Origin of the sequence: Bacillus sp. EB106-08-02-XG196 (assembly GCF_013396335.1) — a bacterium.
In the GTDB taxonomy this organism is placed as follows: Bacteria; Bacillota; Bacilli; order Bacillales; family Cytobacillaceae; genus Neobacillus.
In genome coordinates this window covers 234,385-252,308 of record NZ_JABWSY010000003.1, presented here as the reverse complement: position 1 = coordinate 252,308, position 17,924 = coordinate 234,385, and the positions used below count along the sequence as shown (strand labels likewise).

The window sequence follows — 17,924 nt, the reverse complement described above, 5'->3', positions numbered from 1 at the left end:
TATATTCTTTATATGAGTTGTAAACAGACTATTAACTTAATGTTATGCTGGATTGGTCACAAAGTAAATTGTTTTTTTTATATTCTCATATTTAACAAGTTCCCCCTTGGGCTTTAGTACAAAATTCCTCACTTTCGATAGAGACTGCGAGGAATTTGCAAACTTTATCATTATTTATCAAACCTGAGCTGCTTCTGTTCCCTGATAAATTCAAAATGCTGGCACAATGGTGTCTGAAACTATTTCTTTTCTTTTTTGCGCAAAATTCTCCTGACCTTTTTTGGCCAGGAGAATCCGTCTTGTTTTGCTATCCCATCAAATAGTTATGAACTTCCCGTGCAACTTCCCTGCCTTCGTTGATCGCCCAAACGATGAGGCTCTGACCTCTCCTGGCATCGCCTGCAGCGAACACTCCTTCAACGTTGGTTTTGAACTCACCGTACTTGGCAGCAACCTTTTGGTTGACTGCTTTCACACCGAATTGTCCTAACAATGGCTGTTCAGTACCTTCAAAGCCGATTGCGATAAACACAAACTGAGCTGGCCATACTTTTTCAGTTCCTGGGATTTCTTTAAAATAATACCGACCTTCTTCATCTTTTAGCTTCTCCATTTGGATGGTGTGAAGCTCCTTAAGATTCCCCTTCGCATCGGCAACGATTTTCTTTGTTTGAATCGAGTATTGGCGAGGATCTTCCCCAAATTTGGTTTCTGCTTCCTTATAAGCATAATCCATGGTAAAAACGTTCGGATATGCTGGCCATAAATTATCTGAAGTACGTGCACTAGGTAATTGCGGATGCTTGCCGAACTGAACGACACTTTTGGCTTTTTGGCGAAGCGCTGTGGCCACACAGTCAGCACCTGTGTCTCCGCCACCGATAACGATGACGTCTTTATCTTCTACATTAATAAATTGACCATCCTCAAAGTTCGAATCTAATAAGCTTTTTGTTGCTAGAGTTAAATAATCCATCGCAAAGTGAATTCCCTTTGCTTCACGGCCTTCAATCACTAAATCCCGCTGCCTTTGGGCTCCTGTACAAAGGATGACCGCATCGTACTGTGCTTGAAGTTCAGCGGTAGTGATATCTTTACCCACTTCTGTATTGGTAACAAAGTCAATGCCTTCCTGTGTCAATAAACGAATCCGGCGTTCTACAACTTCTTTCTCAAGCTTCATGTTCGGAATGCCGTACATCAGCAAACCACCAGGACGGTCAGCACGCTCAAAAACCGTTACGGAATGGCCTGCCTGATTAAGCTGATCGGCTGCTGCCAAACCAGCAGGGCCGGAACCGATAACCGCCACTTTTTTTCCAGTTCGTGACTTTGGAATCCTTGGAGTAATCCATCCGTTTTCAAAGCCTTTATCGATGATCGCTTGTTCAATATTCTTAATTGTAACCGCTGGGTCGGAAATAGCTAACGTACATGAACCTTCACATGGTGCCGGACAAACCCTGCCTGTAAACTCAGGGAAATTATTTGTTTTCATCAGCCGGTCGAGTGCTTCTTTCCAACGGCCGCGGTACACTAAATCATTCCACTCTGGGATTAGGTTGTGAATCGGACAGCCTGATGTTGCTCCTTGAATCTCCATTCCGGTATGGCAGAAGGGGATGGAGCAATCCATGCACCGCGCCCCCTGTATACGTAACTTTTCATCAGAAAAAGGAACCGTATATTCGCTCCAATCGTTTTGTCGTGTCAGCGGATTTCTTTCTCCCACTTTTTCGCGGGAATATTCCATAAACCCTGTTGGTTTCCCCATTGTTCCTCTCCCCTTTCTTAGCGATTTGCAGCTTCCTGCTGTTTAAGTGTTATTGGTTTTGCAGAGGAGTTCGCTAAAAAGGCACTCATGACTGCTTCTTCTTCCGTTAGTCCTGCTAATTTTTGCTCTTCAATCAAATGAATCATCCGTTTATAATCCTTCGGAATGACTTTGACAAATTTTCTCACACACTTTTTCCAGTTTTCAAGAACACAGCTAGCCTTTACACTTTGAGTGTAATGGAAATGGTTTTGGATTAACTGTTTTAGCTCATCCTGATCGGCAGCGGTTGATACCGATTCAAATTCAATCAGTTCTTGATTACATAAATGTTTAAATGTATCCTTGTCTTCAGCTAAGACGTAGGCAATTCCTCCGGACATACCAGCTGCAAAGTTTTTGCCAACATCACCTAAAATAACAACACGTCCGCCCGTCATATACTCACAGCCATGGTCGCCAACTCCTTCAACAACCACATTAACGCCACTATTCCGAACCGCAAAACGTTCGCCTGCACGTCCGTTAATATAAGCTTCACCGCTTGTTGCCCCGATAAAGGCCACATTACCAGCAATGACGTTTTCTCCAGAAGCTATCTTCGTTTGCTCATCTGCTCTGACGATAATTTTTCCGCCAGATAGGCCTTTACCAACATAATCGTTCGCATCCCCGGTAAGATCTAGCGTCATTCCTTTTGGTACAAAGGCACCAAAGCTTTGTCCGGCAGAACCCGTAAATCGTAAGGTAATGGTATCCTCCGGAAGGCCCTCTTCACCATAGCGTTTGGATATTTCACTTCCAACGATGGTTCCTGCCACACGATTGATGTTTGAAATCGGGAAACTTAGATTTACAGGTGTCCCCTGCTGTAATGCTGGTTGAACGGCCGGAAGAATGTGTTTAATATCCAGTGATTCGTTAATTTTATGATTTTGTGGAGTTTTGAAGGTACGGTGTCCTTCAGGCTTATAAAGTAACGACGTTAAATCTAAATGCTGTGCCTTCCAATGTGTTTTTGCCCGCTCACTTACCGTTAACACATCTACGCGGCCAACCATTTCCTCAACACTTCTAAATCCAAGCTCAGCCATAAGCTCACGCACTTCCTGTGCAATAAAACGCATAAAATTAACAATATAATCAGCTTCACCTGAGAATTTTCTGCGAAGCTCAGGGTTTTGGGTGGCAATTCCCACCGGACATGTATCCAAATGACAAACACGCATCATGACACAGCCAAGCACTACTAGCGGTGCAGTTGCAAAGCCATATTCCTCGGCTCCGAGCAAGGCTGCCATCACAACGTCCTTACCTGTCATTAATTTCCCGTCTGTTTCCAGCACAACCCGGTCACGTAATCCATTCAGCATAAGTGTTTGGTGTGCCTCTGCTAACCCAAGCTCCCAAGGCAATCCAGTGTGCTGAATGCTCGTTTTTGGCGATGCACCCGTTCCACCATCGTAACCACTGATCACAATCACATCGGCTACTGCTTTTGCTACACCAGCAGCAATGGTTCCGACACCACCTTTTGAAACAAGCTTTACGCTAATTCGGGCTTCACGATTGGCATTTTTCAAATCATGAATCAGCTGCGCCAAATCCTCGATCGAGTAAATATCATGGTGCGGCGGCGGTGAAATTAAGCTGACTCCCGGCGTTGCCCCTCGAACATCCGCAACCCACGGATATACCTTTGTACCCATCAACTGCCCGCCTTCACCAGGCTTTGCGCCTTGTGCCATTTTAATTTGGAGCTCTTTGGCATTAACAAGATAATGACTCTTTACACCAAAACGGCCTGATGCAACTTGTTTAATGGCACTTCCTCTGTTGTCACCATTTTCATCTAAACATGAGCGGCTTGAATCTTCCCCGCCTTCACCTGAGTTGCTTCTTCCGCCTAATCGGTTCATGGCAATCGCTAATGTTTCATGGGCTTCTTTACTGATGGATCCAAACGACATCGCACCCGTTTTAAAGCGGCGGACAATCGAATCAACCGATTCTACTTCTTCAATCGGTATAGCTGTACGTTTTCCATTAAAGGAGAATAAGTTGCGTAAAAACCCAAGTCTTTCCTCATTTGCTTGTGCCGAGTATTTCTTAAATAATTCATAATCACCGTTGCGACAAGCCCATTGTAGAGTATGGATGGTTCCTGGATTAAAGGCATGGTGTTCCCCGTCATGTCTCCATTGAAAGTTACTGCCTGATTCTAAAGTCTTGTCAGTTGTTTCAGTAAAAGCTTCACCATGACGCAGCTTCGCTTCCTGAGCAATCGTGTCTAAACCAATTCCACCAAGCTGGGAAACTGTTCCAGTAAAGTAGTTGTCGATGACATCTGAACTGATTCCAACTGCTTCAAAAATCTGTGCACCACGGTAGCTTTGCACGGTTGAAATCCCCATCTTGGACATGACCTTTACAACACCCTCCGTCATGGCATCGATATACTTCTTCACTGCTTCTTGATAAGTGAATGGGATCGTTCCTTCCCGGGCAGCTTGCTGATAGGTAGTGAACACTAGATAAGGGTTAATGGCATCAACACCATATCCAAACAACACAGCAAAATGATGAACTTCTCTTACTTCCCCTGTTTCAATAATGATACTTGCCTTCGTTCTTAATCCTTCACGAATCAAGTTTTGATGAAGGGTGCTCGCTGCCAATAACGACGGGATGGCAACTTCGTTTGCATTCATATTCCGGTCAGATAGGATAATTAAGCTTGCCCCGCTTGCAATGGCTTTGTCTGCTTGGCGGCAAATTTCGTTAAGGCTATTTTCTAAATCCTCTGTAAACAGGATGTCGATTACATGGCTTTTAAATAATCCGTTCGTCTTTAGTTCTTCAAGCTGGCTGTTGGTTAGGATTGGTGTCTCCAACTGAATCCGACGGCAATTTTCTGCTGATGGATGAAGTAAATTTCCTTCTGCTCCTAAATAGGAAATGGTGGAAGTAACAATGGCTTCACGAATCGAGTCAATCGGTGGATTGGTTACTTGGGCAAATAATTGCTTAAAGTAGTTGAACAAGTTTTGCGGCCGGTCAGATAATACAGCAAGAGGCATATCATTTCCCATCGCACCAAGCGGATCCTTGCCTTCAGTCACTGCTGGAAGGATGTATTTTTGAATATCCTCATACGTATATCCAAACGCTTTTTGAAGGACAAGTAAATCAGCAGGAATCTCTTCCTCTGCCTCTTCTCTTTCCACCAATCGAACAAGCTGATCATTTAGCCATTGCTGATACGGCTGTTGACTCGCTAACTGTGATTTGATCTCGTCATCTGAAATGATTCTTCCTTCTTCTAAATCAATCAATAGCATTTTTCCTGGGCGCAGGCGCTCTTTGTACAATACCTTTTCTGGCTCTACATCAATAACGCCAACCTCTGAGGAAAAAATAATATAATCATCCTCAGTAACATAATAACGAGCCGGGCGCAGGCCGTTCCGGTCCAAAATCGCACCGATTTGTTTCCCATCCGTGAAAGAAATCGCGGACGGTCCATCCCATGGCTCCATTAGTGAACTGTGATATTCATAAAAAGCTCGCTTTTCCTCTGTGATATGAGGATTATCAGACCATGGCTCTGGTACAAGCATCATTGCTGCATGTGCTGGCTTTCGGCCGGCAAGAACCAAGAATTCAAGCGCATTGTCTAGAATCGAGGAATCACTTCCATCTGTATCGAGGATTGGCAGTACTTTTTCCAAATCCGCTCCAAACACCTCTGACACAAATTCACTTTCCCGTGCCTTCATCCATTGAATGTTTCCCTGAAGTGTATTAATCTCTCCATTATGAATTAAATATCGGTTAGGATGTGCTCTTTCCCAGCTCGGAAAGGTATTTGTACTAAAGCGTGAGTGCACCAATGCAAACGCAGAGACAAAATTCTCATCCTGTAAATCTAAATAAAACTGATCCACCTGATCAGGCGTTAACAGTCCTTTGTAAACAATCGTCCTGCTCGAAAGACTAGCAAAGTAAAAACGATATTCTGATTCCTTTGCCCATTTTTCTGCTTGTTTACGAATGACGTATAATTTTCGTTCAAACGCTAATGAATCCGTACTATTTTCGTTGTCACCAACAAACAACTGGCGAATGACCGGACAGCTTTCCTGTGCCGTTACCCCTATCGGTTCTGCGTTGACTGGGACTGTTCTCCAGCCAAGCACCCTTTGTCCCTCTTTTTCGACCATTTTATTAATATATGTTTCTATTTTCTCCCGTTCAGTATCATCCTTTGAGAAAAACAGCATCCCCACACCGTATTTTCCTTTTTCAGGTAAATCTATGGTTGAACATTCTTGGCGGAAAAATTGATCTGGTATTTGAACCATAAGTCCCGCGCCATCGCCTGTAAGCGGGTCACTCCCTTGTCCGCCGCGATGATCCAATTTACAAAGCATATTTAGTCCTTTTGCCACAATATCATGTGTGGCATTCCCTTTTATGTGAGCATACAAGCCGATTCCGCAGGCATCATGTTCAAATTCTGGACGGTAGAGACCTTGTGCTTTTGGTAGTTGATGATACGTCATTTCAAATCTCTCCCTATTGGTTAAATTGGTCAAATATTTATATGAACTATTTTAGGTTTTCTAATTGATACAAACAATATATAATTTATATCAAACCAATCTAATCTTTATATCAATGAAAGGTGGAATAGCATTGGAGCTTCGTCAATTACGTTATTTAATCGAAGTTGCAGAACGGCAGCATGTTACAGAGGCAGCTGAAAATCTAAACGTGGCACAATCAGCAGTAAGCTATCAAATTACCAAACTGGAAGAGGAGCTGGGGGTTAAGTTATTAGAAAGAGTCGGCAGGAATATTAAGATTACACAGGTCGGAAATATTTTTTTAGAATTTGCAAAAGGTGCTTTAAAAACATTAGAAGAGGGAAAGGAAAAAGTAGAAGAATATCTCAATCCACTTGGAGGAACGCTTCATATTGGGTATCCTTCGAGTCTCTCCATCTATTGGCTCCCAAATCTTATTTCGGCTTATAAGAAAGTTGCACCAAATGTTAATTTCCATTTGCGGCATGGTTCCTATGCCTACTTAATCAATGCGGTTAAAAATGGTGAAATTGATTTAGCTTTTCTGGGCCCTGTTCCGTTGAAGGAACCAGATCTTGAGACTAAGATTTTATTTATGGAAAATATCGTTGTCTTGCTTCCTGAGCATCACCCCTTGGCCGATCGAAAAAGTCTCTATTTAAGTGACTTGCGAACAGATCGATTCGTCTTATTTCCAGATGGCTATGTCCTTCGAAAGATTGCTGTAGATGCTTGTCATGCGGCAGGATTCGAGCCGAACATTGCGTCCGAAGGAGAGGATATGGATGCTTTAAAAGGACTTGTTTCCGCAGGAATCGGCGTTAGCCTATTACCAGAGAGTACTTTCTATGACTCTGTCCCCCGGTTCACAGTCAAGGTACCCATAGAAATGCCAAAAGCCATGCGGACAGTTGGGGTCATTACTCCGAAACACCGAGACATTGCACCATCCGAAAAGAATTTCTATCAATTCCTTATCGAATATTTCAGCAGGCTGGAGCAGTATAAACAATAAAACCAAGGGAACGTTTCTCCCGGCCATTTGTGGCCATGAGAAACGTCCCCTCGGTTTTTGTTACTATTTAGACTGGATATACTGCGTGTTTTCGTTCTGAGAAGATGAGATATTTTGAAGAATAGGCCTCAAAACGATTTATAAGTTCCTTACGTAATGAGTTTGCTGGGATAATACCGTCAATGACCATTTCGGAAGCCAAATTATAAATATCGATATCCTCTTTATATTCCTCACGTTTTTGTTCGATGAAGGCGGCACGCTCCTCTTCAGGCAGTGCTGCAATTTTATTCGCATAAACGGCATTAACTGCTGCTTCTGGTCCCATAACCGCAATGGATGCTGAAGGCAAAGCAAGACAAGCATCCGGTTCAAACGCAGGGCCAGCCATTGCATAAAGACCTGCGCCATATGCTTTACGTACGATAACCGAGATTTTTGGAACACTTGCTTCAGCCATTGCTGAAATCATTTTCGCACCATGGCGAATGATTCCTGCCCTTTCTACCTTTGTACCGATCATAAAACCAGGCACATCAACTAGAAACAAAAGTGGAATATGGAAGGCATCACAAAGGTTAATAAATTTTGCGGCCTTATCTGCTGAATCGTGGAATAATACCCCGCCTTTCACACGCGGCTGATTGGCAATAATTCCGACAGGTTTTCCATCCATGCGTGCAAGTCCGGTAATAAGCTCGCCCGCAAATAGTTTTTTTATCTCAAAGAAGGAGCCTTCATCAATAATTCCACCAATTAGATCATGCATATTAAAAGGTGAATTTTGATTAACCGGAATCAGCTCTTCTAATGGTTTCTTCAATTCTTTAGGATCCACTGCCTCACGAACTGGCGGTTTCTCTGAAAAATTGGCAGGAAAATAAGAAAGATAGTTTCTAGCCATTGAAATGGCTTCTTCCTCATTTTTCGCAAGAACATCACCGCAGCCTGAAACCGAACAATGCATGCGAGCGCCGCCCATTTCCTCCAGGGTTACATTTTCACCAATAACCATTTCAGCCATTCTTGGTGAACCCAGGTACATCGATGAATTTTTATCAACCATAATGACAATGTCACAAAAAGCTGGTATGTAGGCTCCACCCGCAGCAGATGGTCCAAACAGAATACAGATCTGAGGAATTTTACCTGAAAGTTTTACTTGATTGTAAAAGATTCTTCCTGCACCGCGACGCCCAGGGAACATTTCCACCTGGTCCGTTATCCGCGCTCCAGCCGAATCAACCAAGTATAATAATGGCACTCGAAGTTTTTCTGCTGTTTCTTGGATTCGAATGATTTTCTCAACCGTACGAGCACCCCAAGAACCGGCTTTGATTGTTGAATCATTGGCCATCACACAGACCGTCTGGCCATTAATCTTGCCCATCCCAGTCACAACTCCGTCTGCAGGAAGATCCCCCGCCATGAAGTTTGCAAATTGACCATCCTCTAGTTCAAGCTCAGAATCGAATAATAATGATAAACGATCGCGGACGAACAGTTTTCCCTGCTCTTGGTTTTTCTCGTGATATTTGGGAGGTCCTCCCTTTTTAATTTGTTCGACTCTATCATTTAAAGTTTCTTGGAGAGGTTTCATATCCACAGTCATTTTTCCTCCTCGATTCATGTATATTCTTATTCTCCAATATAAGTTGGAGTACGTTTCTCTTTAAAAGCCTGTAATCCTTCTAAACGATCTTTTGTCGGAATGGTCACTTCATAAGCATTTTGCTCGATTGCTAGACCGGTATTTAGGTCAACATCATAGCCTTTATCGATTGCGAACTTTGCTTGTGTAACGGCAATTGGACCATTCCGAACAATTTGTCGTGCAATATCTAATGCTTTATCTATTAAGCTTGCAAAAGGGACCGTATATTCTACTAATCCAATCTCAAGGGCTTCGTTTGCATCAATTCTTCTAGCAGTGAAAATGAGCTCTTTGGCACGTCCCTTTCCTACTAATCTTGGTAATCGCTGTGTTCCACCGGCACCAGGTATAATACCCAGTGATGTTTCCGTAAGACCAAGTTTCGCAGTTTCAGAGGCAATGCGGATATCACAAGCGAGCGCTAGTTCAGTTCCTCCGCCAAAAGCAACGCCGTTCACCGCTGCTATGACCGGTTGCGGTAATGATTCTAGAGAGTTGATATTTTCGCGGATTAAAGCAACCGTCTTCCTTACCTGTACACTATCCATTCCAGCTCTTTCTTTTAAATCAGCTCCTGCACAAAAAGCTTTCTCCCCAGCACCTGTAATGACGATACAGCGGACTGCTCGATCATATTTACATGTAAGAAGTGTGTCGCGAAGACCCTCTAACATCTCTATTGATAAAGCATTGGCAGCTTCTGGCCTATTTAACGAAATCATCACGATTCCGTTTTCCATCTTATTCACTAATATGGATTTACTCATGGTCTCACCTTCCTCACACGCTTTTTCCAAGCTCTCCACTCCGTTGAGCACTTGCGGCTTGGAAGCTTTTACTAGGTAATGTTCTGCCAATCTTCTCCTGAATGAATTGGGATGCATGAAGTAACTTTTCCTGATCAACCCCAGTGTGGATGCCCATCCCGTGAAGCATATAGAGTAAATCATCTGTCGCTACATTTCCTGCTGCTCCAGGTGCATACGGACATCCCCCCAATCCGCCAAGGGAAGAATCAAAAGTGGTAATCCCCATTTCTAACGAAACTAAGATATTAGCCAATGCTGTTCCCCTTGTATCATGAAAATGCATGGCTAACTTTTCTGCTGGAAATCTTTTTAATAAGACATCCAAAACTTCTTGGACTTGCTTTGGATTTGCGACACCTATTGTATCCCCGAGAGACAGCTCCGCAATCCCCATTTCAAATAATGCTTCGGAAACTCTTATGACCGCTTCTATATCAACATGACCCTCATATGGACAGCCAAAAACAGTGGAAACGTAACCTCTGCTGAATTTCCCTGCTGAAATTGTTTCTTTGGCCAAATCTCTTAATACAGGGAAAGTCTGGTCAATACTTTTATTGATATTTTTTAGATTATGAGTCTCACTTGCTGACATAAACAATGCAACTTCATCAATGTTCGCTTGTAACGCCCGTTCCAAACCTTGAAGGTTTGGAACAAGTGCTGTATAGGTGACACCAGGCACTTTGTTAATGCCAGTTGCAACAGCAACTGCGTCTGATAGTGCCGGAATCCATTTTGGATTAACAAAAGAGGTAATTTCAATATGTTTTAGTCCACTTTCAGATAATTGATTAATCCAAGTGATTTTATCCTCAGTTGAAATAAACGTTTTTTCGTTTTGCAGCCCATCACGAGGGCCAACTTCTTTTATCGTTACACCTTCCGGCCACTTCATTGTCACATCTCCTTACCACCTTTTTTAAGGGCTTTATTCCACTTCTACAATGACGTCGCCTTCATTTACAAAATCGCCTTCATTCACTTTTACTTCTTTTACCGTTCCAGAGAATTCAGCTTCAATCGGAATTTCCATTTTCATCGATTCTAAAATCACAACATCTTGACCCTCTTCTACCTGGTCTCCCGCTTTAACTAATACCTTCCATACACTACCTGCCATACTTGCAATAATTTCACTCATGTTTATTCCTCCTATTTTTGCGATTTTGTTTTTGGGGTTATAATATACTTGCTAACAAAGTCTGTTGTCGTATCACCTAAATGGAACGCCGAATGAGCAATAACCTCTTTCAGCATTGGGATATTTGTTTTAATCCCTTCAATATGATAATCAGCTAATGCAGCTTGCAGTCGATTTATTGCCTCTTCTCGATTGCTGCCTTTAACAACTAGCTTAGCAATCATTGGATCGTAAAAAGGAGTGACTACGGATTGACCGTGAATAGCTAATTCATGTCGAACTCCAGGTCCGTTCGGCAGCTCTAAATTTGTTATTTTTCCAGGTGAAGGGAAAAATGTTTTAGGATCCTCCGCATAAATTCTAACCTCTATTGCATGCCCCTCACGTTTTACCGCTTCTTGAGTAAAATGAAGAGCTTCCCCTGCAGCAATTTGCAATTGTTGTTCAACTAAGTCTAAACCTGTAATCTCTTCCGTAACTGGATGCTCCACTTGCAAACGAGTATTCATTTCAAGAAAGTAGAAATTTTGCTCTTCATCCACTAAGAACTCGATGGTTCCTGCATTTTTATACCCAATTGATTTGGCCGCTTTTACTGCAGCCTCACCCATCTTGGTACGCGTTACTTCAGTAATAAACGATGATGGGGCTTCCTCTACGACTTTTTGGTGACGGCGCTGGATCGAACATTCACGTTCCCAAAGGTATACTGTATTACCAAAACCATCCGCTAAGATTTGAATCTCAATATGTCTTGGATTTTCAACGAATTTTTCGATATACATCGCTCCATCTCCAAAGAAGTCAGTAGCCCGCTTTTGGTTCCCCGAAAAAGCTTTTCGGATTTCATCCCCGTTATGGACCACCTGCATCCCAATACCGCCACCCCCTGCGGAGGCCTTCAGCATAACGGGGTAACCGATACGATCCGCCACTTCTACCGCTTCCTCTGCATCTGCCAGTGGATAGGTAATTCCTGGAACGACAGGTACACCTGCTTCCTCCATCACTTTTCGTGATTCAATCTTACTTCCCATTTTAGAAATAACCTCTGGAGAAGGCCCGATAAATACAAAGCCAGCTTCCTCACAACGGCGGGCAAATTCGGCATTTTCAGAAAGCAGGCCATATCCCGGGTGGATTGCCTCCGCTTCTGTCCCCTTAGCGACCTCTAGAATTTTATCGATATTTAAATAGCTTTCTGCAACCCGAGAGCCTCCAATTAAATAGGCTTCATCTGCCATTTTTACATGTGGAGCATCGCTATCGGCTTCTGAGTAAACTGCAATCGTTGTAATCCCTAAGGCTTTGCATGTACGGATTACACGAACAGCAATTTCACCGCGATTAGCAATTAAAACTTTTTTGAACATGCCTTTCACCCTTTCTATCTGTTATCATAATAGGTTCAATGGTCATTAGCTTCATTAGAAAACTTTAACCTTTTACTGTTGAGGAGATATGTAAAATTCTATACATTTATTTTGCAACACTTCTTTAAGATTATCTTTAACTTCTAGTCTAGTAAATGGAACCAGTCATTTGCCAATCATTTTCTGACAAATAACTGGCTCTATTACCAACTATTTAACGGATGCTTTATCAGCAAGTAGTTTTTGTATTTGTGCTACGGTAGCTGGATCTTCTAGTCCTGTAATGTCCCCTTGAACCTTTCCTGATACAACAATTTCCTTTAATAGACGGCGCATGATTTTTCCACTGACTGTTTTCGGCAGCATATCAGTGAAAACAATGGATTTTGGAGCTGCAATCTTACCAATTTGTTGAATAATCTGGTCATTTATTTGTTGTCTTAATTCTTCTGATTCTTGATAGCCATCAGCGAGACGGACGAATACTAGCGGAACTTCTCCTTTAATTTCGTCAGGGATTCCTATGATTGCCGTTTCAGCTACACCCTGAATTTCTAGTACAGCGCTTTCCATCTCCATGGTACTTAAACGATGTCCTGCTACATTAAAGGCATCATCAGAACGGCCAACTACCCATAAATATCCATCATCATCTATTAATGCCAGGTCGCTGGCATAGTAGCTTCCTTCTACTTGGCTAAAATAAGATGCGTAATAGCGCTCAGGTTCTTTCCAAAGAGTTCGGCATAGCATTGGAAATGGTTTTCGAATAACCAGATTTCCTAACCTGCCAGGTTTAACTGGATTGCCTTCTTCGTCAACTACATCCATAATAGCACCTAAAAAGGCAGTACCCGCGGCACCCGGTTTCATTGGCGTCAGCCAAGCTGCTCCAGCTATTGGGGATCCCGCTGTTTCGGTTTGACCCCACGTATTATTGATATATACCTTCTTTTTTCCTAAAACGTCATAGGTCCAATGCCAGGTTTCTGGATCGAAAGGTTCACCCACAAGGGAAATGACATCGAGACAAGATAAATCAAATTTCTCTAATGCCTTTTCTCCCATACTTTTTAACATTCTTAATGCCGTTGGAGCAGTAAACAGTTTATTTATCCTGTATTTTTCAATGATCTGATAAAAACGATCTTTTGTTGGATAATCAACTGCCCCTTCAAAGACAACGGTTGTGACACCATTCGCTAAGGCACCTGTAATCCCCCAAATATGCATGGTTAACCAGCCAATATCCGCAGTACACCAGAAGACATCGTCATTACGGTGATCCATATGATACTTCGCATATATGTAATTCTGAATGACAAAAGCCATACCGGAATGCACGACACCTTTTGGTTTACCAGTCGTACCACTTGTATAAAACACGATACCACTCTCATTAGCTTCTATTCTCTCAGGTTCACAGAGGATGCTTTGTGCATTTGTCTGCTCGTGCCACCAGTAATCCCGGCCTTCTTTCATTTGAACCTCTGAACCTAATCGATCTACAACAATAACTGCTTCGATAGAAGCTATAGCTGGTACAACATTATCGACTTTTTCCTTTAAACGAATGCATTTACCCCGTCGTTCAGTTGCATCCGCCGTAATCAATACTTTGGGCTCGAAATTAATGAGTCTATCCGTCAATGATTTTTCAGAATAACCTGAGAAAATCGTATTGTAAATGGCACCAATTCGAAAACAGGCTAATACGGAAATAATGGATTCAGCTAGATTTGGAAGAAAAATAGCTACACAATCACCCTTTTTTACACCAAATGATTTTAGAACATTCGCAAATCGATTCACTTCAGCAAGAAGCATATTATACGTGTAAAATTTCGTGTCCCCGTTTTCCCCCTCCCAAATGAGAGCGGTCCGGTTTCCTGCACCATTTTTTATATGCCGATCAAGTAAATTTACACTCGGGTTACTAATACCGCCTGAAAAAAAGCGGAAATCGGGAAGCTGCCCGCTAATGGTTTCATTCCATGGTTCATACCAATCAAGTTCACGTGCTGCACGATCCCAAAAGGCCGCAGGATCTTCTTGGGATAAGGTAAGAAGTTCTTGGAAAGCATCGTTACTCCCAATGGAGGTTGAGCGCACTTTTTCTTCTGAAGGATAAATGAGTTTGCTATTTGAAACAACTTGTAAAATTCCACTGATATCCATATCATGACCCCTTTACAATTTTTAGTTAATACTACATATATTAACAACCAATTTGTTTCGCAATGACCATTCGTTGAACCTCAGATGTTCCTTCACCAATTTCCAAAAGTTTCGCATCTCGGAAGAATCGCTCAACTTGATATTCCTTCATATATCCATATCCGCCGTGAATTTGAACAGCCTGATCACAGGCACGCATGCATATTTCTGAAGCAAATAATTTCGCGAATGCTGCTTCTTTTTTAAATGATCGTCCTTGATCCTTTAACCAAGCTGCTTTGAAAACCATATTCCGTGCTAATTCGATATTCATTGCCATGTCTGCTAGTTTAAATTGGATTGCCTGGAAGTTGGATAAACTTTTTCCAAACTGTTTTCTTTCTTTTGCATATTGAAGAGCTTTATCATAAGCTCCTTGTGCAATACCTACAGCCATGGCACCGATTCCAATCCTACCGCCATCAAGTGTAGCTAAAAATTGCTTGTAACCGTTTCCAATTGTTCCTAAGAGATTTTCTTTAGGAACTCTTACATTTTCTAGGATAAGTTCTGTGGTATTTGAGGCATGCAGACCCAATTTTTCGTAGTTGTCGATTACAGTGAATCCTGGAGCATTAGTAGGAACTATAAATGCGCTGATACCGTTGATTCCTTTTGAGCGATCCGTTACCGCTGTCACTGCAAGATGATTGGCATAGCTTGCATTTGTAATAAAACATTTGGAGCCGTTAATGATCCACTCATCGCCATCAAGAACTGCTGTTGTTTGCGTTCCTCCCGCATCGGAGCCTGCATTCGGTTCAGTCAATCCAAATGCTCCGAAGGACTCTCCCGTACAAATTGGTGTTAAGTATTTCTCTTTTTGCTCGTGGGTACCAAATAAATTAAGTGGAGCCCCTCCTAATGAAATATGTGCTGAATATGTAATTCCTGTTGATGCACACACACGACTAAGTTCTTCCACAACAATGGCAAAGCTGATGGTGTCTGCTTCTCCACCCCCATATTGTTCAGGGAAAGGAAGCCCCATGATTCCTAAATCCGCTAATTTTGAAAAAATTTCCTTAGGGAAATCCCCCGTTCGATCACGTTCATCTGCTCCCGGAGCAACTTCTGCATCAGCAAAATCTCGAATTAATTTGCGTATCATCTCTTGTTCTTTCGTTAAATCAAAATTCATTTATCTACAACCCCTTTCCAAATATTCTGTTTTTTTAGTAAAAAAATCTTTAAAATCAAAATTACTCTTAATGACCGTTTTTTGTAGTAAATCTCACTCTCTCCTAAAACTCTTTGGCTGACCCCCTATCAATACTTTCGAAATTTTCATATAATCAGAATATAACTAATAGGAGTATAATGCTATGTTCATTTCCATGAATATTTGTATGGAAAATTTGTGACTTTTACACAAAAAACTAAAAATGGAGCAAAATGTAAAAATTATTTGCGTAGGGAAGGATGATGATGATGCAAGATACATTAACTCATAGGCAGCTAAAGTCCTTAATCCATGTGTCCAACGTTATCAATTCCAAATTAGATATTGATACCATTTTTGAATCCATCATGAATGAAACAATATCTGTCGTTGAAGCCGCTGGAGGAGGCTCTATATGGATTTTTGACAAAAACCAGGATCGACTCATCGCAAAATCAGCTCAAGGATTATTTTATCCACATATTTTTAGGCAAATTAAACTAGTTAGCGGTGAATCCATGACGGGGATGGCTTTTGCAGCAAAAAAGTGCCTGATTTTTTGGGATGAGGTAGAGGTTAAACAGGCACTTTCTACATTAACTTCATATAACCGAGATTTATTAGATCGGGCTATTCCGAGTAACTTTCATTTTACTTCTGTCATTTCTTCACCTATTTTACAAAATGGAAAGTGTATCGGGGTAATTACACTTGACTCTTTTGAACAATCTTTGCAGTTTAAGCAAGAGGACATTCATCTTTTAGAAGCGATTGGTCATCAGGCCGCGGTTGCCTTGGAAAAATCGAGTCTTTATAACGAAAAGGAACTAATGGTTCGAAAGCTCTCCCATTCCATTGAAATACATAGAAACCTATCCAATCTTGTTGTAAATGGAGAAGGAATTCAATCGATTATGAACTTAATACATAAAACAATTGGACAGCATCTGCTGCTCTTTGACGAGATAGGAGAACTTAAGGCCTCTGCCTGTCATCCGTCATTTTCTGTTGAAATGACCGAATATATGAAAGCGTATGCAAAGCAAATTATTCTAACACTAGAAAACTCACATACCGTTTCCGAAATAACGATAAATGATGACACCTATCACCTAGTTGTATTATCGCTTGGGTCCAAACTAAAGTCTTTAGGCGGGCTGATTATCCTTTCTAAAAAAAAAATGAATGAAGTGGATATCGCTGCTCTTGAACATGCGTGTACAGTCATTTCACTTGAACTGGTAAAGGAGCAAGCTGTTTTTGAAACACAGCAGCGTTTAAGAGGGGAATTCGTGACGAAGCTTTTTACAGGACAGATGGATGAAGTACTCATTCAGAAAGCAAAGAATTTAAACTTTGACCCTAACTGGAACTATGTTGCCCTTATTATTAATTTTGAAGATAAGTTAAACGAGCAAAAGGTTTTTGGAGATTATGTAATAAGAAATTTACTCCATATGGTCAATATGTCCATACTTGGGGGGAACTCTCAAGTAACGGCAGTAAGGGATGAAAATCAAATAGTTGCTCTTCTATCCATGCATTCAAAAGTTTCTTCGAATATTGTTGCTGAAATAAAAGAACTTGCAAAAAAATTACAGGTGCAGATTAAAAATAAATATAGGGAGATAGATGTATCAATTGGTATTGGAAGAATGAAGCAAGGGCTTACTCTAGTCCATGAGTCATTTGTTGAAGCGACCAAATGCATAAAGTTTCTCAAAAACTATCAATTTGATCATAGAATTCTTAGTTACACAGACCTTGGCGTTCAGAGGTTTATTTTACAAAATTCAAAGGAAGAATTGCTTGATTTTATCCAAGAAGTATTAGGCCCTCTTATTCAATATGAACAATCTAGAAAAGGAGAATTGTTAAGCACTCTGATTGTCTATTTAGACCAAAATCAAAACATCAAGAAAACAGCTGATACTTTACATATTCATACAAACACCTTAAGCTACCGTTTAAAACGAATTGAAGAAATTCTATTAACGGACTTAAATGATAGTCAACCATTATTTAATATTCATTTAGCAACAAATATCTATCAATCTATAAAAGATAAAGACACCTTACAGAACAACAATAGCTAAAATCCTAACTGCTAAATTACGAAAACAGGATTAAAAGCCCATTTGGACAAAAGGAAAAATTAGGTAATATGGTATGAAACAAAATGGTAGA

The 17,924-nt window shown here is 41.3% G+C and carries 11 protein-coding genes; 2 read left to right on the top strand and 9 right to left on the bottom strand.

From position 1 onward, the window contains the following. Positions 1-307 precede the first annotated feature (307 nt). Both gltD and gltB read right to left on the bottom strand, forming a co-directional pair. Positions 308-1,774 carry a glutamate synthase small subunit gene (gene gltD, locus MLOOGBEN_RS07030; RefSeq protein WP_179157533.1) on the bottom strand — a complete coding sequence of 489 codons (1,467 nt, stop codon included), beginning with the start codon at positions 1,772-1,774 and terminating at the stop codon, positions 308-310. Positions 1,775-1,791: 17 nt separating this feature from the next. Next, entirely contained in the window at positions 1,792-6,339 is a 4,548-nt protein-coding gene (gene gltB, locus MLOOGBEN_RS07025) for a glutamate synthase large subunit (RefSeq protein WP_179157532.1), read from the bottom strand. A 133-nt stretch (positions 6,340-6,472) separates the two neighbouring features. Between gltB and gltC the strand changes: the two genes are divergently transcribed. Beyond that, positions 6,473-7,378 carry a glutamate biosynthesis transcriptional regulator GltC gene (gene gltC / locus MLOOGBEN_RS07020; RefSeq protein ID WP_179157531.1) on the top strand — a complete coding sequence of 302 codons (906 nt, stop codon included), beginning with the start codon at positions 6,473-6,475 and terminating at the stop codon, positions 7,376-7,378. Positions 7,379-7,445: 67 nt separating this feature from the next. On the opposite strand, the gene MLOOGBEN_RS07015 is transcribed toward gltC, so the two are convergent. The 7 genes from MLOOGBEN_RS07015 to MLOOGBEN_RS06985 all read right to left on the bottom strand — a co-directional run bounded on the left by MLOOGBEN_RS07015 (position 7,446) and on the right by MLOOGBEN_RS06985 (position 15,716). Further along, entirely contained in the window at positions 7,446-8,978 is a 1,533-nt protein-coding gene (locus MLOOGBEN_RS07015; protein ID WP_179157624.1) for an acyl-CoA carboxylase subunit beta, read from the bottom strand. Between the two features lie 38 nt (positions 8,979-9,016). Continuing rightward, positions 9,017-9,799, bottom strand: coding sequence for an enoyl-CoA hydratase (locus MLOOGBEN_RS07010; RefSeq protein ID WP_179157530.1), 783 nt, complete (start codon positions 9,797-9,799; stop codon positions 9,017-9,019). Between the two features lie 13 nt (positions 9,800-9,812). Next, the gene (locus tag MLOOGBEN_RS07005; protein WP_179157529.1) at positions 9,813-10,739 is read right to left on the bottom strand and encodes a hydroxymethylglutaryl-CoA lyase; all 927 of its coding nucleotides are present in this window, start codon (positions 10,737-10,739) and stop codon (positions 9,813-9,815) included. A gap of 33 nt (positions 10,740-10,772) precedes the next feature. Next, positions 10,773-10,985 carry an acetyl-CoA carboxylase biotin carboxyl carrier protein subunit gene (locus MLOOGBEN_RS07000; protein WP_179157528.1) on the bottom strand — a complete coding sequence of 71 codons (213 nt, stop codon included), beginning with the start codon at positions 10,983-10,985 and terminating at the stop codon, positions 10,773-10,775. Positions 10,986-10,996: 11 nt separating this feature from the next. Next, on the bottom strand, positions 10,997-12,358 hold the full coding sequence (locus tag MLOOGBEN_RS06995; protein ID WP_179157527.1) for an acetyl-CoA carboxylase biotin carboxylase subunit: 1,362 nt from the start codon (positions 12,356-12,358) through the stop codon (positions 10,997-10,999). 210 nt (positions 12,359-12,568) lie between these two features. Continuing rightward, complete coding sequence (locus MLOOGBEN_RS06990) at positions 12,569-14,536, bottom strand: acetate--CoA ligase (protein ID WP_179157526.1); 1,968 nt, start codon at positions 14,534-14,536, stop codon at positions 12,569-12,571. A gap of 40 nt (positions 14,537-14,576) precedes the next feature. Further along, a complete protein-coding gene (locus MLOOGBEN_RS06985; RefSeq protein ID WP_179157525.1) occupies positions 14,577-15,716 on the bottom strand; it encodes an acyl-CoA dehydrogenase in 1,140 nt (379 codons plus the stop codon). 290 nt (positions 15,717-16,006) lie between these two features. Here MLOOGBEN_RS06985 and MLOOGBEN_RS06980 point away from each other — a divergent pair, with 290 nt between their 5' ends. After that, the gene (locus tag MLOOGBEN_RS06980) at positions 16,007-17,833 is read left to right on the top strand and encodes a helix-turn-helix domain-containing protein (RefSeq protein WP_218781079.1); all 1,827 of its coding nucleotides are present in this window, start codon (positions 16,007-16,009) and stop codon (positions 17,831-17,833) included. Positions 17,834-17,924: the final 91 nt, after the last annotated feature.